21 protein-coding genes are annotated in these 23,170 nt (G+C 73.3%); 7 read left to right on the forward strand and 14 right to left on the reverse strand.

Features of this window, described 5'->3' with window-relative positions:
- Positions 1-199: 199 nt before the first annotated feature.
- The gene (locus LJ221_RS02985) at positions 200-697 is read left to right on the forward strand and encodes an inorganic diphosphatase (RefSeq protein WP_241713467.1); all 498 of its coding nucleotides are present in this window, start codon (positions 200-202) and stop codon (positions 695-697) included.
- A 192-nt stretch (positions 698-889) separates the two neighbouring features.
- Here LJ221_RS02985 and LJ221_RS02990 read toward each other — a convergent pair whose 3' ends face one another.
- From LJ221_RS02990 to LJ221_RS03005, 4 genes are all read right to left on the reverse strand, one after another.
- Complete coding sequence (locus LJ221_RS02990; protein WP_241713468.1) at positions 890-2,614, reverse strand: threonine/serine exporter ThrE family protein; 1,725 nt, start codon at positions 2,612-2,614, stop codon at positions 890-892.
- A 183-nt stretch (positions 2,615-2,797) separates the two neighbouring features.
- Positions 2,798-3,205, reverse strand: a complete 408-nt coding sequence (locus tag LJ221_RS02995) for a hypothetical protein (protein WP_241713469.1) — start codon at positions 3,203-3,205, stop codon at positions 2,798-2,800.
- A 78-nt stretch (positions 3,206-3,283) separates the two neighbouring features.
- Entirely contained in the window at positions 3,284-3,847 is a 564-nt protein-coding gene (locus tag LJ221_RS03000) for a DinB family protein (RefSeq protein WP_241713470.1), read from the reverse strand.
- Between the two features lie 191 nt (positions 3,848-4,038).
- Positions 4,039-4,878 carry a helix-turn-helix transcriptional regulator gene (locus tag LJ221_RS03005; protein WP_241713471.1) on the reverse strand — a complete coding sequence of 280 codons (840 nt, stop codon included), beginning with the start codon at positions 4,876-4,878 and terminating at the stop codon, positions 4,039-4,041.
- 345 nt (positions 4,879-5,223) lie between these two features.
- Here LJ221_RS03005 and LJ221_RS03010 point away from each other — a divergent pair, with 345 nt between their 5' ends.
- Entirely contained in the window at positions 5,224-5,859 is a 636-nt protein-coding gene (locus LJ221_RS03010; protein ID WP_241713473.1) for an ATP-binding protein, read from the forward strand.
- Here the strand turns inward: LJ221_RS03010 and LJ221_RS03015 are convergent.
- Together LJ221_RS03015 and LJ221_RS03020 are read right to left on the reverse strand one after the other, a co-directional pair.
- Complete coding sequence (locus LJ221_RS03015) at positions 5,846-6,085, reverse strand: DUF397 domain-containing protein (RefSeq protein ID WP_241713554.1); 240 nt, start codon at positions 6,083-6,085, stop codon at positions 5,846-5,848. The two genes, LJ221_RS03010 and LJ221_RS03015, sit on opposite strands and share 14 nt — an antisense overlap.
- Before the next feature lie 241 nt (positions 6,086-6,326).
- The gene (locus tag LJ221_RS03020; protein WP_241713475.1) at positions 6,327-6,692 is read right to left on the reverse strand and encodes a helix-turn-helix transcriptional regulator; all 366 of its coding nucleotides are present in this window, start codon (positions 6,690-6,692) and stop codon (positions 6,327-6,329) included.
- A gap of 750 nt (positions 6,693-7,442) precedes the next feature.
- Between LJ221_RS03020 and LJ221_RS03025 the strand changes: the two genes are divergently transcribed.
- Positions 7,443-8,471, forward strand: a complete 1,029-nt coding sequence (locus LJ221_RS03025; protein ID WP_241713478.1) for a rod shape-determining protein — start codon at positions 7,443-7,445, stop codon at positions 8,469-8,471.
- A 116-nt stretch (positions 8,472-8,587) separates the two neighbouring features.
- Here the strand turns inward: LJ221_RS03025 and LJ221_RS03030 are convergent, their stop codons facing one another.
- The 7 genes from LJ221_RS03030 to LJ221_RS03060 form a co-directional block, all read right to left on the reverse strand.
- Positions 8,588-9,181 (reverse strand): SRPBCC family protein, encoded by a 594-nt coding sequence (locus tag LJ221_RS03030; RefSeq protein WP_241713481.1) that lies wholly within the window; start codon positions 9,179-9,181, stop codon positions 8,588-8,590.
- Positions 9,182-9,472: 291 nt separating this feature from the next.
- The gene (locus tag LJ221_RS03035; RefSeq protein ID WP_241713483.1) at positions 9,473-11,365 is read right to left on the reverse strand and encodes an acyltransferase domain-containing protein; all 1,893 of its coding nucleotides are present in this window, start codon (positions 11,363-11,365) and stop codon (positions 9,473-9,475) included.
- A gap of 137 nt (positions 11,366-11,502) precedes the next feature.
- Positions 11,503-11,778 (reverse strand): acyl carrier protein, encoded by a 276-nt coding sequence (locus tag LJ221_RS03040; RefSeq protein ID WP_241713485.1) that lies wholly within the window; start codon positions 11,776-11,778, stop codon positions 11,503-11,505.
- A gap of 85 nt (positions 11,779-11,863) precedes the next feature.
- Positions 11,864-13,138, reverse strand: coding sequence for a ketosynthase chain-length factor (locus LJ221_RS03045; RefSeq protein WP_241713486.1), 1,275 nt, complete (start codon positions 13,136-13,138; stop codon positions 11,864-11,866).
- Positions 13,135-14,403, reverse strand: a complete 1,269-nt coding sequence (locus LJ221_RS03050) for a beta-ketoacyl synthase (RefSeq protein WP_241713487.1) — start codon at positions 14,401-14,403, stop codon at positions 13,135-13,137. Before LJ221_RS03050 ends, LJ221_RS03045 begins: the two co-directional genes overlap by 4 nt.
- 293 nt (positions 14,404-14,696) lie before the next feature.
- Entirely contained in the window at positions 14,697-16,334 is a 1,638-nt protein-coding gene (locus LJ221_RS03055) for an acyl-CoA carboxylase subunit beta (RefSeq protein ID WP_241713488.1), read from the reverse strand.
- A gap of 119 nt (positions 16,335-16,453) precedes the next feature.
- On the reverse strand, positions 16,454-17,248 hold the full coding sequence (locus LJ221_RS03060; protein ID WP_241713489.1) for an AfsR/SARP family transcriptional regulator: 795 nt from the start codon (positions 17,246-17,248) through the stop codon (positions 16,454-16,456).
- 239 nt (positions 17,249-17,487) lie between these two features.
- Here LJ221_RS03060 and LJ221_RS03065 point away from each other — a divergent pair, with 239 nt between their 5' ends.
- The 4 genes from LJ221_RS03065 to LJ221_RS03080 all read left to right on the forward strand — a co-directional run bounded on the left by LJ221_RS03065 (position 17,488) and on the right by LJ221_RS03080 (position 22,247).
- Positions 17,488-17,856: a hypothetical protein gene (locus LJ221_RS03065; protein WP_241713490.1), complete on the forward strand. Its 369-nt coding sequence runs from the start codon at positions 17,488-17,490 to the stop codon at positions 17,854-17,856.
- Positions 17,853-20,213 carry a TOMM precursor leader peptide-binding protein gene (locus LJ221_RS03070; protein WP_241713491.1) on the forward strand — a complete coding sequence of 787 codons (2,361 nt, stop codon included), beginning with the start codon at positions 17,853-17,855 and terminating at the stop codon, positions 20,211-20,213. Before LJ221_RS03065 ends, LJ221_RS03070 begins: the two co-directional genes overlap by 4 nt.
- Before the next feature lie 103 nt (positions 20,214-20,316).
- Positions 20,317-21,582 carry a sensor histidine kinase gene (locus tag LJ221_RS03075; protein WP_241713492.1) on the forward strand — a complete coding sequence of 422 codons (1,266 nt, stop codon included), beginning with the start codon at positions 20,317-20,319 and terminating at the stop codon, positions 21,580-21,582.
- 50 nt (positions 21,583-21,632) lie between these two features.
- Complete coding sequence (locus LJ221_RS03080; RefSeq protein WP_241713493.1) at positions 21,633-22,247, forward strand: DNA-binding response regulator; 615 nt, start codon at positions 21,633-21,635, stop codon at positions 22,245-22,247.
- Between the two features lie 22 nt (positions 22,248-22,269).
- Here LJ221_RS03080 and LJ221_RS03085 read toward each other — a convergent pair whose 3' ends face one another.
- A complete protein-coding gene (locus LJ221_RS03085; RefSeq protein WP_241713495.1) occupies positions 22,270-23,169 on the reverse strand; it encodes a 4'-phosphopantetheinyl transferase superfamily protein in 900 nt (299 codons plus the stop codon).
- Between the last annotated feature and the right edge of the window lies 1 nt (position 23,170).

The following is a 23,170-nucleotide window of genomic DNA, read 5'->3' on the forward strand; positions in this document are numbered from 1 at the left end:
GTGACGGCCACGGCCGTCACCGCGACCGCGAGTCCGGCGGCGGCGGAACCGGCCGCCACCCGCCATGTGTCCCGCACCTCGGACCAGCCCCTTTCGCGACCACACACCTGCGTGAGGGACACTTAACCACCACATCGCCGCTCTCCGGGGGACGCCCCCGGGCCACTGACGAGTGCTGAAGCATACGGAGGAGTCTCCCTTGGAGTTCGACGTCGTCATCGAGATCCCGAAGGGGTCGCGGAACAAGTACGAGGTGGACCACGAGACCGGTCGCATCCGGCTCGACCGGCATCTGTTCACCTCGACCGTCTACCCGGCCGACTACGGCTTCGTCGACAACACCCTGGGTGAGGACGGGGACCCCCTGGACGCGCTGGTGCTGCTGGAGGAGCCGACCTTCCCGGGCTGCATCATCAAGTGCCGGGCCATCGGCATGTTCCGCATGACGGACGAGGCCGGCGGCGACGACAAGCTGCTGTGCGTGCCCGCGTCCGACCCGCGCATGGAGCATCTGCGCGACATCCACCACGTGAGCGAGTTCGACCGGCTGGAGATCCAGCACTTCTTCGAGGTCTACAAGGACCTGGAGCCCGGCAAGTCGGTCGAGGGCGCGGACTGGGTCGGCCGTGCCGAGGCCGAGGCCGAGGTCGAGGCCTCGGTCAAGCGCCTGGATGCCTCGGGCGGCGGCCACCGCTGAGCCCGCCGGATCCGCCCCCGGGCGGGCCCGCGCCCACTCCCGTGCCCCGGGGCGCACGCGGCCGCCGTGCCGTGCGCGCCCCGGGGCACGTCCCGTCTCCGGCCCCGGAGAACCGGTCCGGACAGCCGTCCGCCCGCCCCGGAGCGGGACGGGCGGATGCGGTGGGACGGAGAACGCGGACGCCGGGCCGGATCAGAAGCCGCGGGTGCGCTTGGCCGCGCGCCGGCCCGACAGCGGGGACTCCTGGCCCGGCGTCTTGATGAACAGACGGGCCAGCTCGTTCCCCAGGTTGACGCCGATCGCGATCGCCAGCGCCAGGGCGGCCGCCTTCGAAAGGTTCTGCAGGCCCTGGTCCAGGTGCCCCTGCGCGATGCCGATCAGTCCGAAGTAGATGGCGCTACCGGGCAGCAGCGGGCCTATCGCCGCCGTGATGTACGGCAGTGCCGAGACGAACCGGTAGCGCGACATCAGCTGCCCGAACAGGCCCACCAGGCCCGCCGCCGCCGCGGTCGCCGCGACGGGGTCGATCCCGCCGGTGTCGGCCATCGCGCCGTACACCAGCCAGGCGACGCCGCCGTTGAGCGTGGCGAGCAGCACGGTGGAGCGCTCCTGCTGGAGGAGGACGCAGAAGGTCAGGGCCAGCAGCATCGCCGCCAGGAGCTGGAGCAGCGGCCGGCTGCGGATATCCAGGCCCTCCGGGTTGAACTCCGCGCCCATCTCGGAACCGATGTAGAGCATCAGCAGCACGCCGCAGACGATGCCGACGACCAGGTAGACGACCTCCAGCAGCCGGGCCGAGGCCGTGATGTAGAAGCCGGTCAGCCCGTCCTGCACGGCGGCGACCAGCGCTCTACCGGGGATCAGCGGGAAGAGGCCACCGGTGACGACCGCGGACGCCCTGATGTCCAGGCCGAGGTCCGCGGCGAACAGCTGGACCAGCACGCCCAGCACCGCGGGCGGTACCGCCGCGGCCACGAACTGGTAGAACTCCGGCAGCCCGCGCTGGGAGAAGAACCAGGCGAGCCGGTCGCCGAGCATCGCGCCGAGCGCGGCCAGGAAGAAGACCACCCAGCCACCGCCCACCAGCGTGGACGCCGCGCCCGCCAGCAGGCCGCTGGCCACGGTGAGCGCACCCTTGGAGTACGGGTGGCGGTTGCGGCGGATCTCGGCGAGGCGGCCGTACGCCTCCTCCAGCGTCACCTCGCCGTCGGTTATGTCGGCCACCAGGCGGTAGACGCCCGACAGCCGGTTGTAGTCGGTGCCGCGGCGGCGGACCGTACGGCTCAGCGAGACCGGGTCGTCCACCAGCGACGGCTGGTAGGTGATCGTCAGCAGGGTGAAGGTGACCGTCGGTTCGCAACGGTCCAGCCCGTACGCGTGGGCCACCCCGAACATCGCCGCCTCGACGTCCTCGGCGCCCTCGCCGCCCGCGAGCAGCAGCTCGGCGATGCGCAGGGTCAGGTCGAGCACGCGCGGCGCCGACGGCCCGGTGTCGGCGTCCTCCTCGTCGGTGCGCCGGGGCCGCTCGGGCACCGGCCGCTCGCCCAGCGGCATCCGGACCATGGTGCGCATCCGGTCCTGCCAGGGTGCGCCCGGCCGCACCAGATTGTTGATCACCGGGATGCCCTCGGGCGGAGTGAAGGCGGACCCCGGCTCGAAGGCCGACGCCCTGCGCACGCTCTCGGGCACGGCGAACTCGGAGGTGGGGTGCTCGTCCTCGGGCGACGACGGGGGGGCCCTCAGCCCCTCGGGCACGGCGAACTCGGAGGTGAGGTGCTCGTCCTCGTGGTGCGGGGACTGCGGCGGTACGCCGGAAGGCGGGATGAAGGCGCTGCGGATCTCCTCGGGCGCGGACCTGCGGTCCTCGGGGCGGCCGGTCTCGGTCACCGTGTCGTTCCTCGTGGTCTCCAGGGCCAAGCTCGCCGCTCCTCACGCCTCCAGTCGTCTCCTCGCACGGACGTCGGGCTTCCCGCTCTCAGCGGGACATGTCCGTTCCTCCTCAGCGAGGATACGGCCGGGGACCCTTCCGGGAGGGGGCGTGGAGGTGGCCGTCGGGTGTGAGATGCGTTGCAGCGGCCGGGGCCCGGCGAGAGACCCCGGTCAGCCGCGGGAGCGGTCGTGCGGATGCTCCGCGTAAGGGTTCCCCATCGCCTCCGGCAACACCTCCGCCGACCGCTCGCCCTCGCCCGCGATCACGTACGCGCCACGCTCCAGGCGCTCGATCGGGTCCCGGGTCCGCTCCGCGCCGCCGACCGCCCTGTGCACCCACAGCCTCACGACCTCGCCGATGTGGCCCCACTCCTCCGGGGCGCCCGGCGGCTTCCACTCCCGGGCGACCTCGGCGCTCCACTCCTCCAGCGCCGCCACGCGGCGCCCGAGCAGTTCGATCGCCTCCCGGCGCGGCAGGTCGGCGATGAAGCCGACCCCGGCCGTGAGCACGTCCGGCCTCTCGTCGTGCGCCGTGAGCGACCAGCGCGGCAGCCGGATCGCCGCCACCGCCGACCTCACCGTCCCCTTCCGTGCCTTCCCGTCCGGACCCGCCGCCGGCCAGCGTAGACGGGCGGCGGCGGGCGCGGGTGCGAGAGGTCACCGGAAGGAGGACCAGTCCGGCTCCGGCAGCGCGCCCGTCTCGAAGACCAGGTCGAAGGCGCCCTTGCCGTCGATCGTCTCGCGGATGATGTCCGCGTGCCCGGCGTGCCGGGCGGTCTCCTCGATCTGGTGGAGCAGGCCCCAGCGCCAGGAGCGGGGCCCGCCCTCGTCCCAGGGCATCTTGGGGGCCGTGAAGGTGTCGTCGAGGGAGGGCACCGCCCGGACCGTCTCCTCGGTCTCGCGCGCCACCCGCTCGTAGAGGTCCAGCAGTTCGCCGACCGTCTCGTCTTCCCTGGCGGTGAGGCTGTCCTCCCACTCCTTCACGCTGGTCTCGAAGTCGAAGGGCTCCCCGCGCATCGTCGCCAGCGCACCGCGCTCGCCCACCGCGACGTGCTTGAGGATGCCGGCCAGGGAGAACGCGCTCACGGCCGGCCTGCTGCGCGCCTGCTCGTCGGTGAGCCCGTGGAGGGCTCGGCGGACGCCCCCGCGCTGGGCGTCCAGGTAGGCGAGCAGGGCTCCGCGCTCGTCGCCGCGGTTCTCGGAAGCGACAGGAACGGGCATGGGTGGTTCTCCTCACGCGTCGGTCGTCGGGCCGCCTTCCGGCCCCTTCACCGATAACGACGCTACGAGGCCTTGGGGACGGGTTCTGTCCTCGATGCCTTCCCGCACGCTCCCCCGGCCGGGATTCTCCCGGGACCGTCGGCGACGTCCCGGGGCCCGGCCGGGGACACACCGGCCGCCGGATCCGGCGGTCAGATCTCCCCGCGGACCTTGTGGAGGAGCCGGCGGGTCTCCTCCGGGCCCAGGCTGTCCCGCAGGAGACGGTCGAGGACATCCTCGTACTGGGCGACCTCGTCCGGCTTGTCGACGTAGAGGGCGCTGGTGAGGTGCTCCAGATAGACGATGTCGGAGATCTCCGACTCGGGGAAGCGCAGCAGTGTGAACGCCCCGCTCTCGGCCGGGTGCCCGCCGGTGTCGAACGGCATCACCTGGAGGGTGACGTGCGGCAGCTCGGAGAGTTCCGCGAGGCGTCGCAGCTGGGCGTCCATCACCTCGCGGCCGCCGTAGGGCCGGCGCAGCGCGGCCTCGTCCAGCACGCAGCGGAACTCCGGCGCCTGCTCGGACAGCAGCAGTCTCTGGCGCTCCAGACGCAGGGCGACGCGGCGGTCGACCTCCTCCGGCGACAGCCCCGACCGGTGGCCGCTGGTGACGACCGCCCGCGCGTAGTCCTCCGTCTGGAGCAGCCCGGAGACGAACTGCACCTCGTAGACGCCGATGTGGGAGGCCGCGCCCTCCAGGCCGACGTACGTCTGGAACCAGTTCGGCAGCACGTCGCTGTAGTTGTGCCACCAGCCCGCGACGCTGGACTCACGGGCGAGGCTCAGCAGCGGCTCGCGCTCGGCCTCGTCGGTGATGCCGTACAGCGTGAGCAGGTCCGCCACGTCCCGCGCCTTGAAGCTCACACGCCCCAACTCCATGCGGCTGATCTTCGATTCGGAGGCCCGGATGGAATATCCGGCCGCCTCACGGGTGACTCCGCGGGACTCGCGGAGCCGCCGCAGCTGGGAACCGAGCAGGATGCGGCGCACCATGGACCCACTCGACCCGTTGGCCCCGTTCACTCCGTTTTTCACCGGAAATGCTCCTGTTTGTGTTCAGCTCTCCACCCCTGCACCAGTGCAGTCTGCCACCAATGCCTTCGTTGCGTGCCCGGGTGGTTACACACGATCGAAAGTAGCTCGTGCACGTGCATCTGCCCTTGCATCCGCTGTGAGCATTGGGAACCATGGGGAAAGCGCGACTGCACTCAGAATCGGGGTACTTGCGCATGCGCAAGATCCACCGAAGCAGCGCAATGAGTGGAACGCGATACGGAGTACCACCGCTGACGGGGTCCACCAGGGCCATGACCGCCGCAATGCCAGGAGTGTCTCGTCATGGGGACCGGAGGACCGACCGTGCTCGACCGGTTATGGCATGACTTCCCGTCGCTCGACCCCGACGCGCTCTCCGGCTCGGCCTCCTGCGCGCTCCAGCCACGTTACGAGGCGGTGAGGACCGCCCGCGAGTTCACCCGGAACGTACTGCTGCGCTGGCGGCTGGCCGGGCACTTCGACACCGTGGCCCTGGTGGTCTCGGAGCTGGTGACCAACGCCCTGCGCCACGGCGTACCGGGTGCCGTCTCCGGCGAAACCCTGGATCCGCCCGTGCGGCTCCATCTGATGAACTGGTCCGGCCGCCTGGTGTGCGCCGTGCGTGACCCCAGCGGAAAGGCGCCCGTGGCGAAGAGGCCCGGCGAGGGGGCCGCCGGGGAATTCGGCGGCATCGGCTGCGACTTCGGCGACGACCTGGACGGCCTCGGCGATCTCGGCGATCTCGGCGGCGGTCTCGACGGGGAGTTCGCCGACCTGTTCTTCGACGACACGGCGGAGTCCGGGCGCGGCCTCTTCCTCGTCGAGTCCTTCAGCGACGCCTGGGGCTGGCAGCCGATGCCCGACGCCATGCCCGGAAAAGTGGTCTGGGCGCTGTTCCGGCTGAACCCCGGAGGGGGTACGGGCGTCAGTCCTGTATGAGGTGGTCGAACTCGCCGTCCTTGACTCCGAGCAGCATCGCCTCGACCTCGGCCGGGGTGTAGACCAGCGCGGGGCCGTCCGGATGGCGTGAGTTCCGTACGGCCACCTCCCCGCCGGGGAGCTTGGCGAACTCCACGCAGGCTCCCTGCGAGTTGCTGTGTCTGCTCTTCTGCCAGAGGACCCCGTGGAGGTCCCCGGCTGCCATGCCGTTGTACGCGTGGGGCATCGGACTCTCCCGGCTGTGCGGTCGGGGGCGGTCGGTCGCGGTCAGGGCTGAATCGGTCAACCAGCCCGGATCATAACGCCGTTCACGTGCGGATGCACGTGAGGATGCACGTGCACGACAACCTGTCACGGTGTCATGACAACCTGTTGAAAGGTCGGTCGGCGCCCGGGGCGGCAGCCGGGCGCGGAACGCGCGCCCGGCTGCCGTACGCGCGCCGGCCACCACGCCGTGCGCGCGCCGTTCACGCGCCGGCGTCGCCGGTTTTCCCCTCCAGGAGACCGCGCAGGTCCCCCAGATCCCCCATTCCGCGCCAGAGCCGCTCGTACGGGCTCAGCCAGTGCTGCACCTCGCTGAGCGGCCCGGCCTCCAGCCGGTAGTGCCTCTCCCTGCCCTTGCGCCGCTCGCTGACCAGGCCGGCCTCCCGGAGCACCTTCAGGTGCTCCGAGAGGCTCGGCCTTCGCATGTCGAAGTGGTCGGCCAGCCGCCGCACGGGCTGCGGCCCCCCCACCCGGAGCAGCCTCAGCACCTCGCGCCGGGTCGGGTTGGCCAGGGCGGAGAAGAGCCGGTCCTCGCGGAACCGGTTCTCGGGTACGTCGATGGCGGTCATGTTTCCCCCTTGCGAGCCAGTGGTCAGCTGGCGGTGACGGAGAGGAGGGACGCCGGTGCCGCAGGTCGGCGGCGTTGGGCCGCTCGCAGTCCGCTTCGGTGGTCGTCGGTCTCCCGAATGATCCCCCGGCGGGCGCCTGTAGCGGAACCCTGTCCCGCCGGCTGAACGGCCACGCCCGGCTCCGCCCGCCCCCGGCGTCGAGTCGGCCCGGAGCCCTGACGTGCGGGTCACGGCACCGACGACGTGAGGAACCGCGACGAGCACGGAACCCGCCGCGCGGGACGGCGCGGACCGGGCATGGCACGCCTCCCACGCGCCTCCCACGCGCCGTCCCGCGCCGCGTCGCGGGCCCGCCCGCCCGCACACCGATGGCGGCCGGCTCCCTTCCTGCCGCCCGGCGCCGTCCCGGCGTCCGCCGACCGAGGCAGCGCCCGGCGGACGCCGGGCGCCTTCTCCGCCCGCCCCGCACCGGCGTGCCGGTCAGCCGGTCAGCCGGTCAGCCGGTCAGCCGGTTGAACAACGAGCCCGCCCCGGACGCACGCCCGGGGCGGCGCGCCGGGAGCCCGCCGTGTCCGGATCCGCCTCCTGACCGGCCATCACCTTCCCGGCGGTACGCGGGACTCGGACGCCGCGGCGGCCCTCGCCCATCCGGATCAGTCCAGCGCGCGGGACCGCCACCCGGCCCCCACGATGAGGACCGGGGCCGCCGGGCGGCGGCCCGTGTGGAGCCATGTCCGGGGAGATACCGCTGTGACCGTCAGTCTTGAGCAACTGAGCCGCTGTTCCGTAGCCGTCGACCTCGGCGCGGCCAGGACCCGGGTCTACCTCAAACGGTTCGGCGTCATCGTGGACGCTCCGTCGGCCGTCGCCGTCAACACCCGCTCCGGAGCCCTGATCGCGGTCGGCGCCCCGGCCGAGCGGATGGTGGGCCGCACTCCCGAGCACATCCGGGTGGTGCGGCCGGTGTCGGGCGGCACCGTGGTGGACATCGACATGGCCCGGCGGATGCTGCGCGCCCTGGTGGGCGACCGGATCCGCCGGGCCTGGCGGCGCAAGCCGATGCTGCGCGCCGCCGTGTGCATCCCGCACGACGCCGAGCCGCTCGTCCAGCGCGCCGCGATCGAGACGCTCACCGGGATGGGCGCGCGGCGAGTGGAGCTGGTGGACAGCCTCATCGCGGCGGCCGTCGGCTCCGGGCTGCCCGTGGAGGAACCCGAGGCCACCATGATCGTGATGTGCGGTGCGGCCACCTCGCACGTCGCGGTGCTCTCGCTGGGATCCATCGTCGCCTCCGAGACGGTGCCGGTCGGCGGCGAGATCATCGACCGCGCCGTCGTCCAGCACCTGCGCAACCGGCACGAGCTGGTGCTCCCCGGCCAGGCGGTCCACCCCCTGCACCTGGCGATGTCCGTCGCCCCGCCGGAGCAGACCGAGGCCGAGGTGTACGGCCGGGACGTGTCCACCGGGCTGTTCCGCACGGTGAGCGTGGACACCGAGAGCGTGCGCGCCGCCATCCGGCCCCCGCTGACGGCGATGGTGGACGCCATCCGCGGCGTACTGCGCCAGTGCCAGCCCGACCTGGTGGCCGACCTCGCGGACCGCGGGATCATGCTGGTGGGCGGCAGCGCGATGCTGCCGGGACTGGACTCGATGCTGCGGCAGGCCACCGGGATGCCGGTGCACGTCGCCGAGCAGCCGGCCGTCTGCGCGGTGGAGGGCCTGGGCGCGATGCTGGAGGGGCGGGTGCGGCTGCTGCACCGCGATCCGCTCAGCCGCTGACGGGCCGTCCGTCGGCCGGGACCTCCGCGCCGGACGCGCCGGGGCCGTCCGCACGGGCGCGGGCAGGACGGAGAACACCGGCAACCCGGGCGCCCCGGCGCGGGGGCGCCCGGGCATCAGCCGTTCGGGGCCGGGAAGCGACGCCCGGAGCGGGGCGGCCGGGAGGGGACGGCGGGCGGACCACCGGCCTGCCTCCAGGCCGGTTCGGCCGACCCGAGGCCCGGGCCGGGGTGGGGGGAGACCGCCTCGGTCACGGCGGTCCCCGTCTCCCGCTCCCCCGCACCCGTCAGCCGCTCGTACAGCGCCTGCGCGTCCGTCGGCAGATCACGCCGCCACCCGCACGTCACCACCGGCCACAGCAGCACCATCGCACCCCCCAACGCGCACCTGACCCCCACCTCCACCCGGCATCCGCCTCCCTCCCAGGGCCACAGCCGGAAGTCGAACCGCGGCATCTGCCATCCCAGCGGCGTCCACATCCGCTGCCCCTGGAACGACACCCGCCGCGGCGGCTCGCACACCACCCGCCGCAGCACGCACTCGCGCCGCCGCCCGGGGAACCGGTAGCGGTACTCCCCCTCCCGCGGATCCACCGGGCACACCGAGACCACACCCGAGTGCCAGGCCGCCAGCCCGCACCCGTCGGCCAGGCGCCCGAACACCTCCTCCACCGGCAGCGGTATGGACACGTACACCCGCACCTGCGGCATCCGGCACCTCCAGCGAGCGACAGCGCCGGCCACGCGATCGGCCGAGCGCCCCGGCCCGTCCGGGCCCATCTCTACACAGCAAGGCTGGATGCGCGCGCTCCCGGTGTCCTGCGCTCGGGAGCCGTTCGGGTTACGCCCGCGGGCGCTGCGCCGGCCGGGGGATGTCGGGGAGGAGCCAGCCGTGGTGGCCGGGCACCGGGAGGGGCAGGTGCGGCGGGGGCATCCGGCCGTTCCCCGCCGCCAGGGAGCGGTACACGCGCCACCAGGTCCTCGCCGGGGCCGTACGGGTGCTCATACGGCCGTCAGGGGCCGGCGTTCACCGAAGCGGCCGTCCGCCGCGGGAGCCCCCGCGCGGGCCTCCTCCGGAGCCACCGGAACCCCCGGAGCCTCCGGGACGGGCGGAGCGAGTGGAGCACCGGCGCTCCAGTTCCACAGGCGGCTCACCGCGTCCGGCTTCAGGACGTGCCCCTCCTCCCACAGCCGGGCCGCGGCGGTGAGCACCGACCGCCGGTCCTCCTCCGGCCCGCCGGGCCGGGCCGGCAGCATCGGCACCACCGCGCTGGCCTTCAGCCGCACCGCCTGGTGGCGGCGGGCGAACGCGGTGAGTGTCTGCCGGGGGCCCGCCTCGATCAGCAGCATGTCGTCGGCCGCGAGCAGTTCGTCCAGCGCGGGCCTGAAGTACACGGTGTCGGTGAGCTGGCGGGCCCAGAAGTCCGGCCGCAGGGCGTCATCGGGACTCAGCGGGCCTCCGGTGTAGCCGGAGTAGAGGGGGAGGGCGGGCGGGCGCAGCCGTACGCCGCGGTAGGCGCGCTCGACGGCCTCGGACGCCGGCGCCATCGCCGGGCAGTGGAACGGGCTGGTGGCGGGGACGGCGACGACCGTGTGGCCGTCGGCGCGCAGCGCCGCCTCGACCTCGCCCAGCGGCTCGCGGGAGCCGGCCAGCATGGTCTGCCGGCCCGCGTTGACCGCGGCGATGGCAACGTCGCCGCACAGGTACGGGCGCAGCTCCTCCTCGGAGGCGCCGACGGCGAGCATTCCGCCCGGCGGGATCTCCACGGCGTACCGCACCCGCTCGCGCATCATGCCGACGGCGTCCGGCAGCGACACCACGCCCGTGAAGACCGCGGCGACCAGCTCTCCGGCGCTGTGGCCGAGGAAGGCGGTGGGGCGCACGCCCCAGCCGAGGACGGTGCGGCCCAGCGCGTAGTCCACTGCGAACAGCAGCGGCTGGGCGCGGCGCACGTCGTCGATGCCGATCTTCGGCGTACGGGTGGCCCCGTCGGCGAGCCAGTCGGCCCGGATGTCCTCGTGGTCCTCGCCGAACAGGTCGAGCACGGCGTCCATGGCGGCGGTGAACACCGGCTCCCGGCCGTACAGCCCGGCCGCCATCGCGGTGTGCTGGGAACCCTGGCCGGGGAAGAGGAGGGCGACCGGGCGCGGCCTGCCGGTGGTGACGGCCCCGGCCCCGAGCACCGCCCGCGCGGCCCGTTGGGCCGTGGTGACGGCCGCGGCGCGCACCGGGCCGGGCTCCTGCCCGCGGGGCACCGCGGCGGGCAGGAGGGGGAAGGCCTCGGGGGAGAGCCGGTCGACCATCGGGCGCAGCTCGCCGCGTACCCGGGCCTCGTCGGCCTCGTCCCGGCCGGACCACAGCAGCAGCCGTACGCCGCCGGGGTCGGTGCCGCGTCCGCCGTACCGCAGGGGGTGGATCACGGGTGCGTCCCCGACTGTGCCGGGGGCGGCGGGGAACGCGGGCGCTTCCCCGGAGAAGTCCGGTACGCCCAGCACGGAGTCGCCGTCCGCGACGGCCTCGGCCGCCCGCCGCACGGCGTGGACGGTGACCGCCTCCGCCCGGGGCTCGCCGAACCCGGCGACGAGCGCGAGGTCGACGTTCTTGGCGAGCAGCTCGCGGTGCGCCCGGCGCAGTGCGCGGCCGGGCGAGGAGGCGGTGTGCACGGGGAATCCCTCGTGCTCCGCCCCGAGGCCCGCTGCGGTGCGGGCGGCGCCTACGAAGACGGCCGTACGCGCGGGCAGGTCCTCCGGTGAGCGGCCGAAGGCCCTCAGCACGGCGGAGACGGCGGCGGCGGTGGCCGTGACCGGTTCCCCGCGACCGGCCTCCCCGGCCGGCGCGCCCTTGGTGCTGACCACGAGTCTGCGGACCACTGCGGTGTGTTCGGTGAGCGGCATGGGCCCTCCTGTCGGCGGCCGGGTCCCCGGCGGCGGATGGCTTCGGCAAGCGGGAGGCGGGAGAGGGGAGGGAAGGCGGGATGAGCGGGAGCGGCCGCCCTGCCGGAGAGCGTTCGGCAGGGCGGCCCGGGACCGGCTCAGGCGGGAGATGCCTGACCGGAGTTGATGAGCTCCAGCAGAGCGCGCGGCGTCTCGGCGTCGACGACCGCGTCGTCCGGTATCGCGATCCCGTACTCGCGCTGGATCTGGCCGATGACCTGGAGGAGGGCGAGGGAGTCGTAGCCGAGGTCGATGAACGGGGTGTCCAGGACATCGCCGTCCAGGTCCACGCCCTCCTCCTCGCCGGCGCTCTCGCGCAGCATCCTGGTCAGGTCGGCCAGGGTCACCTCGGTCTTCGTGGTGGTCGCGGACATGTTGGTTCCTCTCTGTGGTGTGCGTGGACGAGGCGGTACATGTGGGGAGTCGGGGGCCGGTGGGGCCCGGTTCGGTGGACGCGGCTCAGCGGGCGCGGCGCAGGACGAGCGCCGCGTTGAAGCCGCCGTGGCCGCGGGCCAGCACCAGCGCGGTGCGCAGGTCCGCCTCGCGGGCGCCGGTGACCAGGTCGATCCGGTGGCCGGGGTCGGCCTCGGCGACGCCCGCGGTCGGCGGGATGACCCTGTCGCGCAGTGCCAGCAGCGCGGTGGCCGCGTCCAGCGCGGCGCCTCCGGCCAGCAGCCGCCCGGTCATGCTCTTGGGCGCGGTGACCGGCACGCCGCAGGCGCCGAAGAGGTCCTCCAGCACCTTCGCCTCGGCCCGGTCCAGTTCGGGGGTGCCCGCCGCGTCGGCGAAGACGACGTCGACGTCCGAGGCGGCCAGTCCGGCGTCCGCCAGGGCCGTCTCGGCGACCCGGCGCAGCGCGGGCGGCCGGCCGCTTCCGGGCGCGGGGTCGAGGCCGGCCGCGTAGCCGGCGACGGTGCCGTAGATGTGCTCGGCGCCGCGCTCCCGGGCGGAGTCGGCGTCCTCCACGATGAGGATCGCCCCGCCCTCGCCGGGCACGTACCCGCTCGCCTCCGCCGAGAAGGGCAGGTAGGCGCGGGAGGGGTCGGAGACGGTGCTCATCAGGCCGGAGGCGATCTGCGGGACCCAGCCCCAGGGGCACAGGGCCGCGTCGACGCCGCCGGTGACGACCACGGGCACGCCCTTGCGGACGTGGCGGCGGGCATGGCCGATGGAGTCGACGCCGCCGGCCTGTTCGGTGAGCAGCACCCCGCTGGGGCCGCGCATCTTGTGACGGATGGAGATCTGGCCGGTGTTGACGGCGTAGAACCAGGCGAAGGACTGGTACGCGCTGACGTACTCCTTGCCCTGGCTCCACAGGTTCTGCAGCTCGCGCTGGCCGAACTCCACCGCCCCGCCGGAGGCGGCGGTGACCACGCCCATGCCGTACTCGGGCAGGTCGCCGGGGACGATCCCGGCGTCGGCGACGGCCCAGTCGGCCGCGGTGAGCGCCAGGCGGGTCATGTGGTCGGTCTGCGGCATCAGCCGGCTGGGGATGTGCTCCTCGGCGACGTAGCCGGGGACCTCGCCGCCGACGGTGGAGGGGTACTGGGAGGGGTCGAAGCGGGTGACGCGCCCCAGGCCGCTCTCGCCGGCCAGGGTGGCCCTCCAGTAGTCCTCGGTGCCCAGGCCGTTGGGGGCGGCGATGCCCAGGCCGGTCACGACCGCGGTGGTCCGTACGGCCGGTGCGGCCGCCGGTGCGGGCCGTACCGCCGGCGCTGTCGGTGTCGCTGTCATCGGGTACTCCTCTCCGGCCGGGCGAGCAGCATGGCGCTCTGGAAGCCGCCGAAGCCGCTGCCGACGCTGAGCACCGTGTCGGTCTTCTTCTCCCGGGCGGTCAGCGGGATGTAGTCGAGGTCGAGTTCGGGGTCGGGCTCGTGCAGGTTGGCGGTGGGCGGCAGGACGCCGTGCTCCATCGCCAGGGCGCAGGCCGCGATCTCCAGGGAGCCGATGGCGCCCAGCGAGTGGCCGATCATCGACTTGATGGAGCTGACGGGGGTGGCGTACGCGTGGTCGCCCAGGCTGCGCTTGAAGGCGCCGGTCTCGTGGCGGTCGTTCATCTTGGTGCCGGAGCCGTGGGCGTTGATGTAGTCGATGGCCGTCGGGTCCATGCGGGCCTCGTCCAGGGCGGCGTCGATGGCCTCGGCCATCTCGCGGCCGTCGGGCTTGAGACCGGTCATGTGGTACGCGTTGCAGCGGGCGGCGAAGCCCGCGATCTCCGCGTAGACGTGGGCCCCGCGCCTGCGCGCGCTCTCCAGCTCCTCCAGGACGAGGATCGCCGCGCCCTCGCCCAGGACCAGGCCGCTGCGGGTCCGGTCGAAGGGGCGGCAGGCGCTCTCGGGGGTGTCGTTGCGGGGCGTGGTGGCGTGGATGGCGTCGAAGCAGGCCGAGGTGATGGGCGAGATCGGCGCCTCCGTCGCACCCGCGATCATCACGTCGCAGGTGCCCTCGCGGATCAGCTCGACCGCGTGGCCGAGCGAGTCCAGGCCGGAAGTGCAGCCGGTGGAGACCACCGCCGCCGGACCCTCGGCGCCGGCCTCCTGGCCCACCTCGGCGGCCATGGAGCTGGGCACGAAGTGCCGGTACAGCTCGGGCACCGCGTACTCGTGGTCGACGTTCCACTTGCGGCCGCCGTCGCTGACCACCACGTACTCGCGCTCCAGGCTGGTGGTGCAGCCCACCGCGCTGCCTAGCGAGGTGCCGATCCGGGACGGGTCCAGGGCGGAGACGTCCAGACCACTGTCGGCCAGTGCCTCGCGGGTGGAGACGACGGCGAACTGGGCGGCCCGGTCGAGCCGGCGGATCTCCTGCGGGCTCAGGCCCGCGGCCGCGGGGTCGAAGTCGCACTCGGCGGCGACCCGCGAGCGGAAGGGGGAGGCGTCGTAGAAGGAGATCGCACGGGTCGCGGTGCGTCCCGCGGTGAGCAGCTCCCAGTACTCCTTGACGCCTACCCCGCCGGGGGCGACGACGCCCAGACCTGTGATCACGACTCTGCGTACCACCGCTTACCTCCCCTTCGACGGGACCGGTTGCCGCTGTCGGCATCCGGCGGTTGGAACTGTGCGGGCCACTGCCGTTCCCTTCGTCCGTGACGCTCTCGTGGCGCTTGCTGGGGTTTTCGGCGGCCGGGGCGGTTCGGGGGTCGGTCCCTTCCCGCCCCGGTGCCGGACCGGGCGGCCGCCCGCTCGTGACGCGCCGCCGCTTCCGGTGAACTCATGGTTGAAGCCGTCCCTAGACGGGGACTCGCGCCTGCCTGGACGGGCCGGCGGCCACCGCCTCCGAGGGCCTTTGGGCACTACAGCGGGACGTTGCCGTGCTTGCGTTCGGGCAGGTCGGCCTGCTTGCGACGGAGCATGGCCAGGGATCGGGCCAGGATCCGCCGGGTGTCGGCGGGGTCGATGACGTCGTCGACCAGGCCGCGCTCGGCCGCGTAGTAGGGGTGCATCAGCTCGGACCGGTACTCCTTGACCAGCTCCGCCCGGGTGGCCTCGGGGTCGGCGGCCTCGGCGATCCGCCGCCGGAAGACGACGTTCGCCGCCCCTTCGGCGCCCATCACCGCGATCTCGTTGGTCGGCCAGGCGTAGGTCAGGTCCGCGCCGATGGACTGGGAGTCCATGACGATGTACGCACCACCGTAGGCCTTGCGCAGCACGACCGAGACACGTGGCACGGTGGCGTTGCAGTACGCGTACAGCAGCTTCGCGCCGTGCCGGATGATTCCGCCGTGCTCCTGGTCCACCCCCGGCAGGAAGCCGGGCACGTCGATCAGGGTCACCAGGGGGATGTTGAAGGCGTCGCAGGTGGAGACGAAGCGGGCGGCCTTCTCGGAGGCGTGGATGTCCAGCACGCCGGCCAGCTGCTGGGGCTGGTTGGCGACGACGCCCACCACCTGGCCGTCGATGCGCGCCAGCGCGCACACCACGTTGCGCGCCCATGCCTCGTGCACCTCGAAGCACTCGCCGTCGTCGACGATCTCCTCGATCACCGCGCGCACGTCGTAGGCGCGGTTGCCGTCGGCCGGGACGAGGTCGGCCAGCGCCTCGCAGCGCCGGTCGGCCGGATCGGCGCACTCGGTGCGCGGCGGGTTCTCCCGGTTGTTGGACGGCAGCAGCGACAGCAGGTAGCGGACCTCCTCCAGACAGGTGGTCTCGTCGTCGTGGGCGAAGCCGGCCACGCCGGAGCCGGCGGCGTGCGCGTCGGCGCCGCCCAGCCCATTGTGGGTGATCTCCTCGCCGGTGACCGCCTGGACCACGTCCGGGCCGGTGATGAACATCTGCGAGGTGTCGCGGACCATGAAGACGAAGTCGGTCAGCGCCGGGGAGTAGGCCGCCCCGCCCGCGCACGGGCCCAGCATCACCGAGATCTGCGGGATGACCCCGGAGGCGGCGGTGTTGCGGCGGAAGATGCCGCCGTAGCCGGCCAGTGCCGTCACACCCTCCTGGATGCGCGCGCCGGCCCCGTCGTTGAGGGAGACCAGCGGCGCGCCCGCGGCCCGCGCCAGGTCCATCACCTTGTGGACCTTGGCGGCGTGGGCCTCGCCCAGGGCGCCGGCGAAGACGCGGAAGTCGTGGGCGTAGGCGAAGACGGTACGGCCGTGGACGGTGCCCCAGCCGGTGACCACGCCGTCGCCGTGCGGTTTGCGGTCCTCCAGGCCGAAGCCGGTGGCGCGGTGGCGGCGCAGCGGCTCGATCTCGGTGAAGGTGCCCTCGTCGAAGAGGAGCTCCAGCCGCTCGCGGACGGTGAGCTTGCCCTTGGCATGCTGCCGGCGGGTGGCGTCCGGGTCGGGGCCCCGGCCCACCTCCTCCTTGAGCCGGAGCAGTTCCGCGGTGGCCCGGCGCAGGTCGGGACCGGGTTCCACCGGCCGGTCCGGTGCCCGGTCCGGGGCGGTCCGCGATGCCGGCGCACTCGTCGTGATGTCGTCGAGGATCGTCATCGGCCGAACGTAGGAACGCCGCCTAGAGGTCGGCTGGAGCAGCCACCGGGCCGTTCCCGCGTCCGTTCCGCGTCGGCCGGCCGGCGCGGCGTCGCGCCCCCTGCCGTCCGGGACGCCGGTCAGCGCGCCGCGTGCGCCGTGGCGTCCAGCTGCGGATCGCCGGAGAGTACCGCGTGGTGCAGCCGCTGGAGCTTCGGCGAGGGCTCCATTCCCAGCTCCTCGATGAGGGTGTTGCGCAGCCGCTGGTACGCCTCCAGGGCCCGCCAGGAGTTGCCGGAGCGGTGCAGGGCCACCATCAGCTGGGCGCAGAAGTTCTCGTGCATGGGGTGACGGGCCGCCAGTACCCTTAGTTCGGGAACGAGTTCGGTGTGCCGGCCCAGCCGCAGGTCGGCGTCGACGCGGCGCTCCAGGGCCGCCATCCGGTCCTCGTCCATGCGCAGGACCTCCAGTTCCAGGACACTGCCGACCCTCACGTCCACCAGTGCGGGGCCGTGCCACATCTTCAGCGCGCGGCCCAGCATCTCGGAGGCCGTGCGGTCGTCGCCGGCGTCGTAGGCGGCCCGGCCGGACGCGGCGAGCTGCTCGAACTCCTGGACATCCACCTGGCCGGGCTGGACCTGGAGCAGATAGCCGCCGTGCTGGGTGACCAGCACGTCCTTGGCCTCCCGCGCCGGGTCGCCCTCCAGTGCCACCGCGATCCTGCGCCGCAACTGGAGGATGTAGGTCTGCAGGGTGGTGGCGGCGCTGCGCGGAACGTTCTCGCCCCAGATCTCCTCCATCAGGGTCGGCACGGTCACCACGTGATCGGCCTGAAGTGCGAGCAGTGCGAGGATCTGCCTCGGCTTGGCGGCGCTCGGGACCACAGACACTCCCCGCTCCACCGCCGCGAGCGGACCCAGAACCTTGATCTCCATGGTGTGCTCTCCCCTTGTCGAGCTCAATCCGCCGGCAGTCCGCCTGACGGTTCCTCTCGGAGCATTGAGTGAGGCTCGCACGGTGCGGGAGCGGCGCACAGTGAGGCGCTCATGAGCGCGGTCGTGAAAATCTCATGGGCCGGTGGTGAACGCCGCACTGGGCTCCCGGGCGGCATCGATCACACAATCGTCACGATTGATTCGAACGCTCAGCCGTCCGACTCACAGGGGGTCTTCACATGAGAAGCAACACGTCCGCCACCGCCTCGACGGAGAACACCGGCGCGGAGGACCGGCGCTTCGCCGAGCTGGCCCTCCGCACCGGGCTGGAGCCCGGTCTGGAGGCACGCTACACCGCCGACCCGGTCGCGGTGCTGTCCGGTTTCGGCCTGCCCGCCGCCGAGGCTCCCTACGGTGGCGTGCCGGACTCCGTGGCGATCCTCGCGGAACTCGGTCTGTGCGCCTCCGAGCCGGTCTACGCCGGCGACCCGCTGCTCATCGAGGACCTGGAGCGGCTGGACATCCGCGACGCCGAGCAGTTGGCCTGCTTCGGCTGCACCCGCGCGGACGACTTCCGTCTGGAGGTTCCGGGGACGGTGGGGGCGTGAGACGACACGGAGAGGCTGCCGACGGCGGCCCCTTCGTGGGCTTCCGTCGCCATCTGCGGGCCGAGGTGGTGTCGGGCGAGGCGGTCTACCTGCTCTCGCCGCGCGGGGTCAGGGCGCTGTACGGCCGGTCCGCCGAGGTGCTCGCCCCGCTGCTGGACGGCACCCGCACCGTGGCCGGGGTGCTGCGCGAGGCCGGCGCCCTGGTCCCTCCGGACGAGGCGGGCCGGTTCATCGGAGAACTGGCGCGGGCCAATCTCGTCGGCTACCGGTCCGCTCCCGGCGAGGAGGCCGACGCCTCGGCGTCGGCCTACTGGGAGCTGGCCGGCCTGGACGGCGGCGCCGCGAGCGCGGCGCTGGCCCGTACCGCCGTACGGCTGGTCACCGTAGGCGGTGTGGACGGCGGCCAGGCCCGCGCGGCCTGCGAGGAGTCCGGCCTGACGGTGCTGGGCCCGCTTCCCGCCCCGGAGGGGGAGCGGGCCGGGCGGGACGGCACCGGCGACGGCGGGGCGGGCGGGACCGGCGGGGCGGGCAGTAACGTTTTCTCGCTGGTGCTCTGCGACGACTACCTGGCTCCCGGGCTGCGCTCCGTGGACGCCTGGCATCGCGAGCAGGGGCTGCCCTGGCTGCTGGCCGGACCGTACGGCCCCGAGCCCTGGGTGGGGCCGGTGTTCCGGCCGGGCTCGGGGCCCTGCTGGTCCTGCCTGGCGCACCGCGTCCGCATCCACCGCCGTTCGGAGGCACCGCTCCAGCGGGCCATCGGCAGCGACGCGCCCCTGCCGCGCCCGTCGGCCTCCCTGGCGGCCGGCCGGGGGATGGGGCTGCGGATGGCGGTGCTGGAGGCGGCGAAGTGGCTGGCGGGGGTGCGCGACGAGGGCCAGGGAGCCATCCGCGTTCTGGACACCCTCAGCCTGCGCACCGGCCACCACGCGGTGCACCGGCGCCCCCAGTGCCCGGAGTGCGGTGACCCGTCGCTGGTCTCCGCTCTGGTACGGCGGCCGGTCGCGCTGGGGCCCCGGCCGAAGGCGGCGCGGGGCGGGAGCAACGACCGCGCCCTCACCCCCGAACAGGTCCTGGAACGGTACGGGCACCTGGTCGACCCGGTCACCGGGGTCGTGCGTGAGGTGCGACGGGACACCCGGCTGCCCGAGGGCCTCAACTCCTTCGTCTCGGGCCACAACCTGGCGCTGGACGCCCACACACTCGCCGACCTCCGCGGCGGGCTGCGCAGCCTCAGCGGCGGCAAGGGCGTCACCCCGCTGGAGGCCGAGGTCGGCGCCCTGTGCGAGGCGGTGGAGCGCTACTGCGCCACCCGCCAGGGCGACGAGCCCGTGGTGTACGACAGTCTGCGGGGCCTGGGGGAGCAGGCGATCCACCCCAACGCGTGCCAGCTCTTCGACGAGCGTCAGTTCCGGGACCGCGAGCGCTGGAACGCCACCGCCTCCCCCTTCCACCAGGTGTGCGCGCCCTTCGACGCCGACCGTCCGGTGGAGTGGACGCCCGTGTGGTCGCTGACGGCCCGGACCCACCGGCTGCTGCCGACCTCCATGCTGTATTTCGGCCATCGTTCTTCCCCCGGCTCGGGCGAGCCCCGCGCCGACTCCAACGGGAACGCGGCGGGCGGCAGCCTGGAGGACGCCGTCGTCCAGGGCTTCCTGGAACTGGTCGAGCGCGACGCGGTGGCCCTGTGGTGGTACAACCGCACCCGCCAGCCCGCCGTGGATCTGGACGCCTTCGACGAGCCCTGGCTCGCCGGCCTGAGGGAGGTGTACGGGCGGATGGGACGGAAGGTGTGGGTCCTGGATCTCACCGCCGACCTGGGCATTCCCGTGATGGCGGCGCTGTCGCGGCGCACCGACAAGCCCGCGCAGGACATCGTTCTGGGGTTCGGCGCCCACTTCGATCCCCGGCTGGCGCTGCGCCGCGCGCTGACGGAGATGGGGCAGCTGGCCGCCTCGGTGGCCCGCGTCGGCGGCAACGGGACCGGGTACGGTGCCGCGCCTCCCGAGCTGCTGGAGTGGTGGACTCGGGCGACCGTAAGGAACCAGCCGTATTTGGCTCCGGACCAGTCAACAACACCTCTGACCCCCCACGACTACGAGCACACCCCGCGTCACGATCTGTACGACGACGTGGAGACGGCCCGCTCCCTTCTGGATGCCTGCGGAACGGAACTGCTGGTGCTCGATCAGACACGTCCTGACGTGGGCGTTCCGGTGGTCAGGGTGATCGCTCCGGGGCTGCGCCACTTCTGGGCGCGTTTCGCGCCGGGCCGCCTGTTCGACATACCGGTGACACTCGGCCGACTCACGCGGCCGACGGCCTACGAGAACCTGAACCCGATCCCGCTGTTCGTCTGATTTCAGACGCTGTTCCTCGTCAGTGGCCAGAGTCAGCCGTTGGCCAATATGATGCGGTCAACTCACAGTTCAACGTGATGACTTCTGACCGAGGAGCAGCCAGGTGCATGACACCCCGGACAGTGCCTCCTCCTTCCGGGCTCCCGCTCAAGCGGGGGCCCGGAGCGCGTCTCCCCCGCGGTCTCACACGCGCCACCGCGAACTGCCCGCGCCGAAACTGGCCAGGACGATCACGGTCGCCACCCTGCTCTACTACTCGGGGATCTCCCTGCTCAACGTCCTGCGCAGCGGCGCCGAGCGGAGCCAGGTACTGCTGTGTCTGGGGTGCGTGACCGCGGTCTTCCTCTTCCAGTTCCTGCACGTCTCCCCCCGTGCGCAGCGCTGGTCCCCGCGTCGCCGCTACGCCACCCTGCTCGCGCAGGCCGTGCTGACCTATCTGCCGTTCCTCCTCTTCGGCCTCAACTGGGGGAGCATGGCCGGCCCGCTGGCCGGCTCGCTGCTGCTCCTGCTGCCCGGCAGGGTGGCCTGGCCCCTCTCCGGCGTGATCACGAGCACCATGCTGGCCATGACCGTCTCGTCCGGCCTGGACTGGGCGACGGTCACCTATCTGACGACCTCGACCATGATGGCGGGGCTGATCCTCTACGGAACGGCGAGGCTGAGCGACCTGGTGGCCGAGGTCCAGGACTCGCGGGCTGAGATGGCCCGGATGGCGGTCACCGAGGAGCGCCTGCGGTTCGCCCGCGACCTGCACGACCTGCTGGGGTACAGCCTGTCGGCCATCACGCTCAAGAGCGAGCTGACGTACCGCCTGGTGCACTCCCGGCCCGACCGGGCGCGCGAGGAGATCGCCTCCGTGCTGGAGGTGTCCCGGCAGGCGCTGTCGGACGTACGGCTGGTGGCCAGCGGCTACCGCGACATGTCACTGGCGGCGGAGGCCGAGTCGGCGGCCTCCATCCTCTCGACGGCCGAGATCCGGGCGCAGACGGATGTCTCCTGCGGCCGGCTGCACCCGGTCACCGACACCGTGCTCGCGACCGCGCTGCGGGAGGGCGTCACCAACGTCCTCCGCCACAGCAAAGCTCAGACCTGCGTGATATCGGTCGAGTCGATGGGGGAGTCCGTCATGCTCCGCCTGGTGAACGACGGGGTGGCCGGGCAGCGCCCGGACCACTCCGCGCACAGCGGCAGCGGCCTGGGCAACCTCCGCACCCGGCTCGCGGCGATCGGCGGCCGGGTCGAGGCGGGTGTCCGCGAGGACGGCCGGTTCCACCTCGTCGCGCAGGCCCCCGCCCACCCCGTGGCGACGGCGCATCCGCCGGAGGCCGGGAGGCTGGGCGCGGCGAACGCCGCGAGACCCGCGGCCTGACACGAACGCCCGGTCCGGGGGCCGGGGCATCATCATGGTCTGGGGGACCAATGCTGTCGGTGAAGATCCTGCTCGCCGAGGACGTGCACATGATCAGGGGAGCGCTGGTCGCCCTGCTGGAGCTGGAGCCCGACTTCACCGTCGTGGCCGCCGTCGACCGCGGGGACCTCGTCCTGGAACAAGCCCTGAAGACCCGGCCGGACGTGGCCGTCCTGGATGTCGACCTGCCCGGTGTCGACGGCCTCACGGCGGCGGCCGAACTGCACGAGCGGCTTCCCTGCTGCCGGACCCTGATCCTCACCAGCCTGGGCCGTCCGGGCACCCTGCGCCGGGCCCTTGCCGCGCACGTCACCGGGTTCCTGCTGAAGGACGCGCCCTCCGACCGGCTCGCCCACGCCGTACGCTCCGTGGCCCGGGGCCAGCGCGTCATCGACCCCCAACTGGCCCTGTCCGCCTGGGACAGCCCCGACAACCCCCTCTCTCCCAGAGAGCTGGAGGTGCTGCGACTGGCCGCGCAGGGCGCCGACGCCGCCGAGATCGCCGGCACCCTGTACCTGTCCAAGGGGACCGTCCGCAACTACCTGACGACCATCGTCGCCAAGCTCAACGCCCGCAACCGCATCGACGCCGTGCGGATCGCCGAGGAGGCCGGCTGGATCCCCTGAGCCGCGCGCCGGGCGGAACCGTTCACCAGTCCGTCCCGGAGACCGCCGACGGTGCCGCCGCTCCGAGCAGCGCGTCGAGGAGGCCCGCGTCCAGGGCGGTGCGCACCGACAGGTCGGATGCCTCGCCGAACCCGGAGTCGTGCACGGCGGTGCCGACGACGTATCCCCCGCCCGGCCCGTCGTCCGGGCAGCCGTCCAGCACGCCGGTGGCGAACGTCCACCCGCCGCCGCCCGCCGGGGTGCCGTCGGGCCGCACCAGCCGGATGCCCTCCGCGTCCAGGTCGAAGCCGAACTCGGTGAACCGGAAGCGCAGTCCCTGTCCGAGTGCCTTGCTGTACGCCTCCTTGAGGGTCCACAGCCGCACCAGCGTGGCGTTGCGGTCGTCCGCCTCCCCCTCGTCCAGCCGTGCCAGCTCGTACGGGGTGCAGCCCTGGGACTCCGAGCCGGTGCCGGCCATCCGGCGGTCCGCCGACTCCACGTCCACCCCGATCCGGCCCCTGCGGGTGATCCCGGCGACCAGCGTCTGGCGGGTGTGGCTCAGGCTGATGTCGATCTGGTCGCAGCCGCGCACATACGGCCGCCCGCCGGGCTGGTAGGCCAGGTCCACCTGCTCCGGAGCCGTGTCGATCGCCGCGGCGACCACGTGCCGCAGCAGCAGCCGGGAAGCGGAGAAACGTTCCTTCATGAGGGGTTGCGACATGGCCTCGTAACGGTGCCAGTCCCGGCCCAGCATCCGGCGCAGCACCGCGTCCCCGACCGGCGGGCGCCAGTCGGGCAGCCGCCCGGCGACCACCGCGGTCCCCCCGTGCGCCAGTTCCCCCCGGACCCCGTCCCAGGGCCCGAGGGGGCCCGCGACCTCCAGCAGACCCGGCGTCCCTCCTCCACGCCCCCCGCTTCCCGCGGACCGTGTGGAACGCGCCATC

It is taken from the genome of Streptomyces sp. CNQ085 (assembly GCF_022614595.1).
Classification (GTDB): domain Bacteria; phylum Actinomycetota; class Actinomycetes; order Streptomycetales; family Streptomycetaceae; genus Streptomyces.

What these genes read in the sequence shown, in the direction of transcription:
- LJ221_RS03065 (WP_241713490.1), top strand. Translation starts at nt 17,488, where the DNA reads ATGAGAAGCAACACGTCCGCCACCGCCTCGACGGAGAACACCGGCGCG.
- LJ221_RS03055 (WP_241713488.1), bottom strand. Translation starts at nt 16,334, where the DNA reads ATGACGATCCTCGACGACATCACGACGAGTGCGCCGGCATCGCGGACC.
- LJ221_RS03085 (WP_241713495.1), bottom strand. Translation starts at nt 23,169, where the DNA reads ATGGCGCGTTCCACACGGTCCGCGGGAAGCGGGGGGCGTGGAGGAGGG.
- LJ221_RS03040 (WP_241713485.1), bottom strand. Translation starts at nt 11,778, where the DNA reads ATGTCCGCGACCACCACGAAGACCGAGGTGACCCTGGCCGACCTGACC.
- LJ221_RS03000 (WP_241713470.1), bottom strand. Translation starts at nt 3,847, where the DNA reads ATGCCCGTTCCTGTCGCTTCCGAGAACCGCGGCGACGAGCGCGGAGCC.
- LJ221_RS03010 (WP_241713473.1), top strand. Translation starts at nt 5,224, where the DNA reads ATGGGGACCGGAGGACCGACCGTGCTCGACCGGTTATGGCATGACTTC.
- LJ221_RS03020 (WP_241713475.1), bottom strand. Translation starts at nt 6,692, where the DNA reads ATGACCGCCATCGACGTACCCGAGAACCGGTTCCGCGAGGACCGGCTC.
- LJ221_RS03060 (WP_241713489.1), bottom strand. Translation starts at nt 17,248, where the DNA reads ATGGAGATCAAGGTTCTGGGTCCGCTCGCGGCGGTGGAGCGGGGAGTG.
- LJ221_RS03045 (WP_241713486.1), bottom strand. Translation starts at nt 13,138, where the DNA reads ATGACAGCGACACCGACAGCGCCGGCGGTACGGCCCGCACCGGCGGCC.
- LJ221_RS03005 (WP_241713471.1), bottom strand. Translation starts at nt 4,878, where the DNA reads ATGGTGCGCCGCATCCTGCTCGGTTCCCAGCTGCGGCGGCTCCGCGAG.
- LJ221_RS03015 (WP_241713554.1), bottom strand. Translation starts at nt 6,085, where the DNA reads ATGCCCCACGCGTACAACGGCATGGCAGCCGGGGACCTCCACGGGGTC.
- LJ221_RS03030 (WP_241713481.1), bottom strand. Translation starts at nt 9,181, where the DNA reads ATGCCGCAGGTGCGGGTGTACGTGTCCATACCGCTGCCGGTGGAGGAG.
- LJ221_RS03035 (WP_241713483.1), bottom strand. Translation starts at nt 11,365, where the DNA reads ATGCCGCTCACCGAACACACCGCAGTGGTCCGCAGACTCGTGGTCAGC.
- LJ221_RS03080 (WP_241713493.1), top strand. Translation starts at nt 21,633, where the DNA reads ATGCTGTCGGTGAAGATCCTGCTCGCCGAGGACGTGCACATGATCAGG.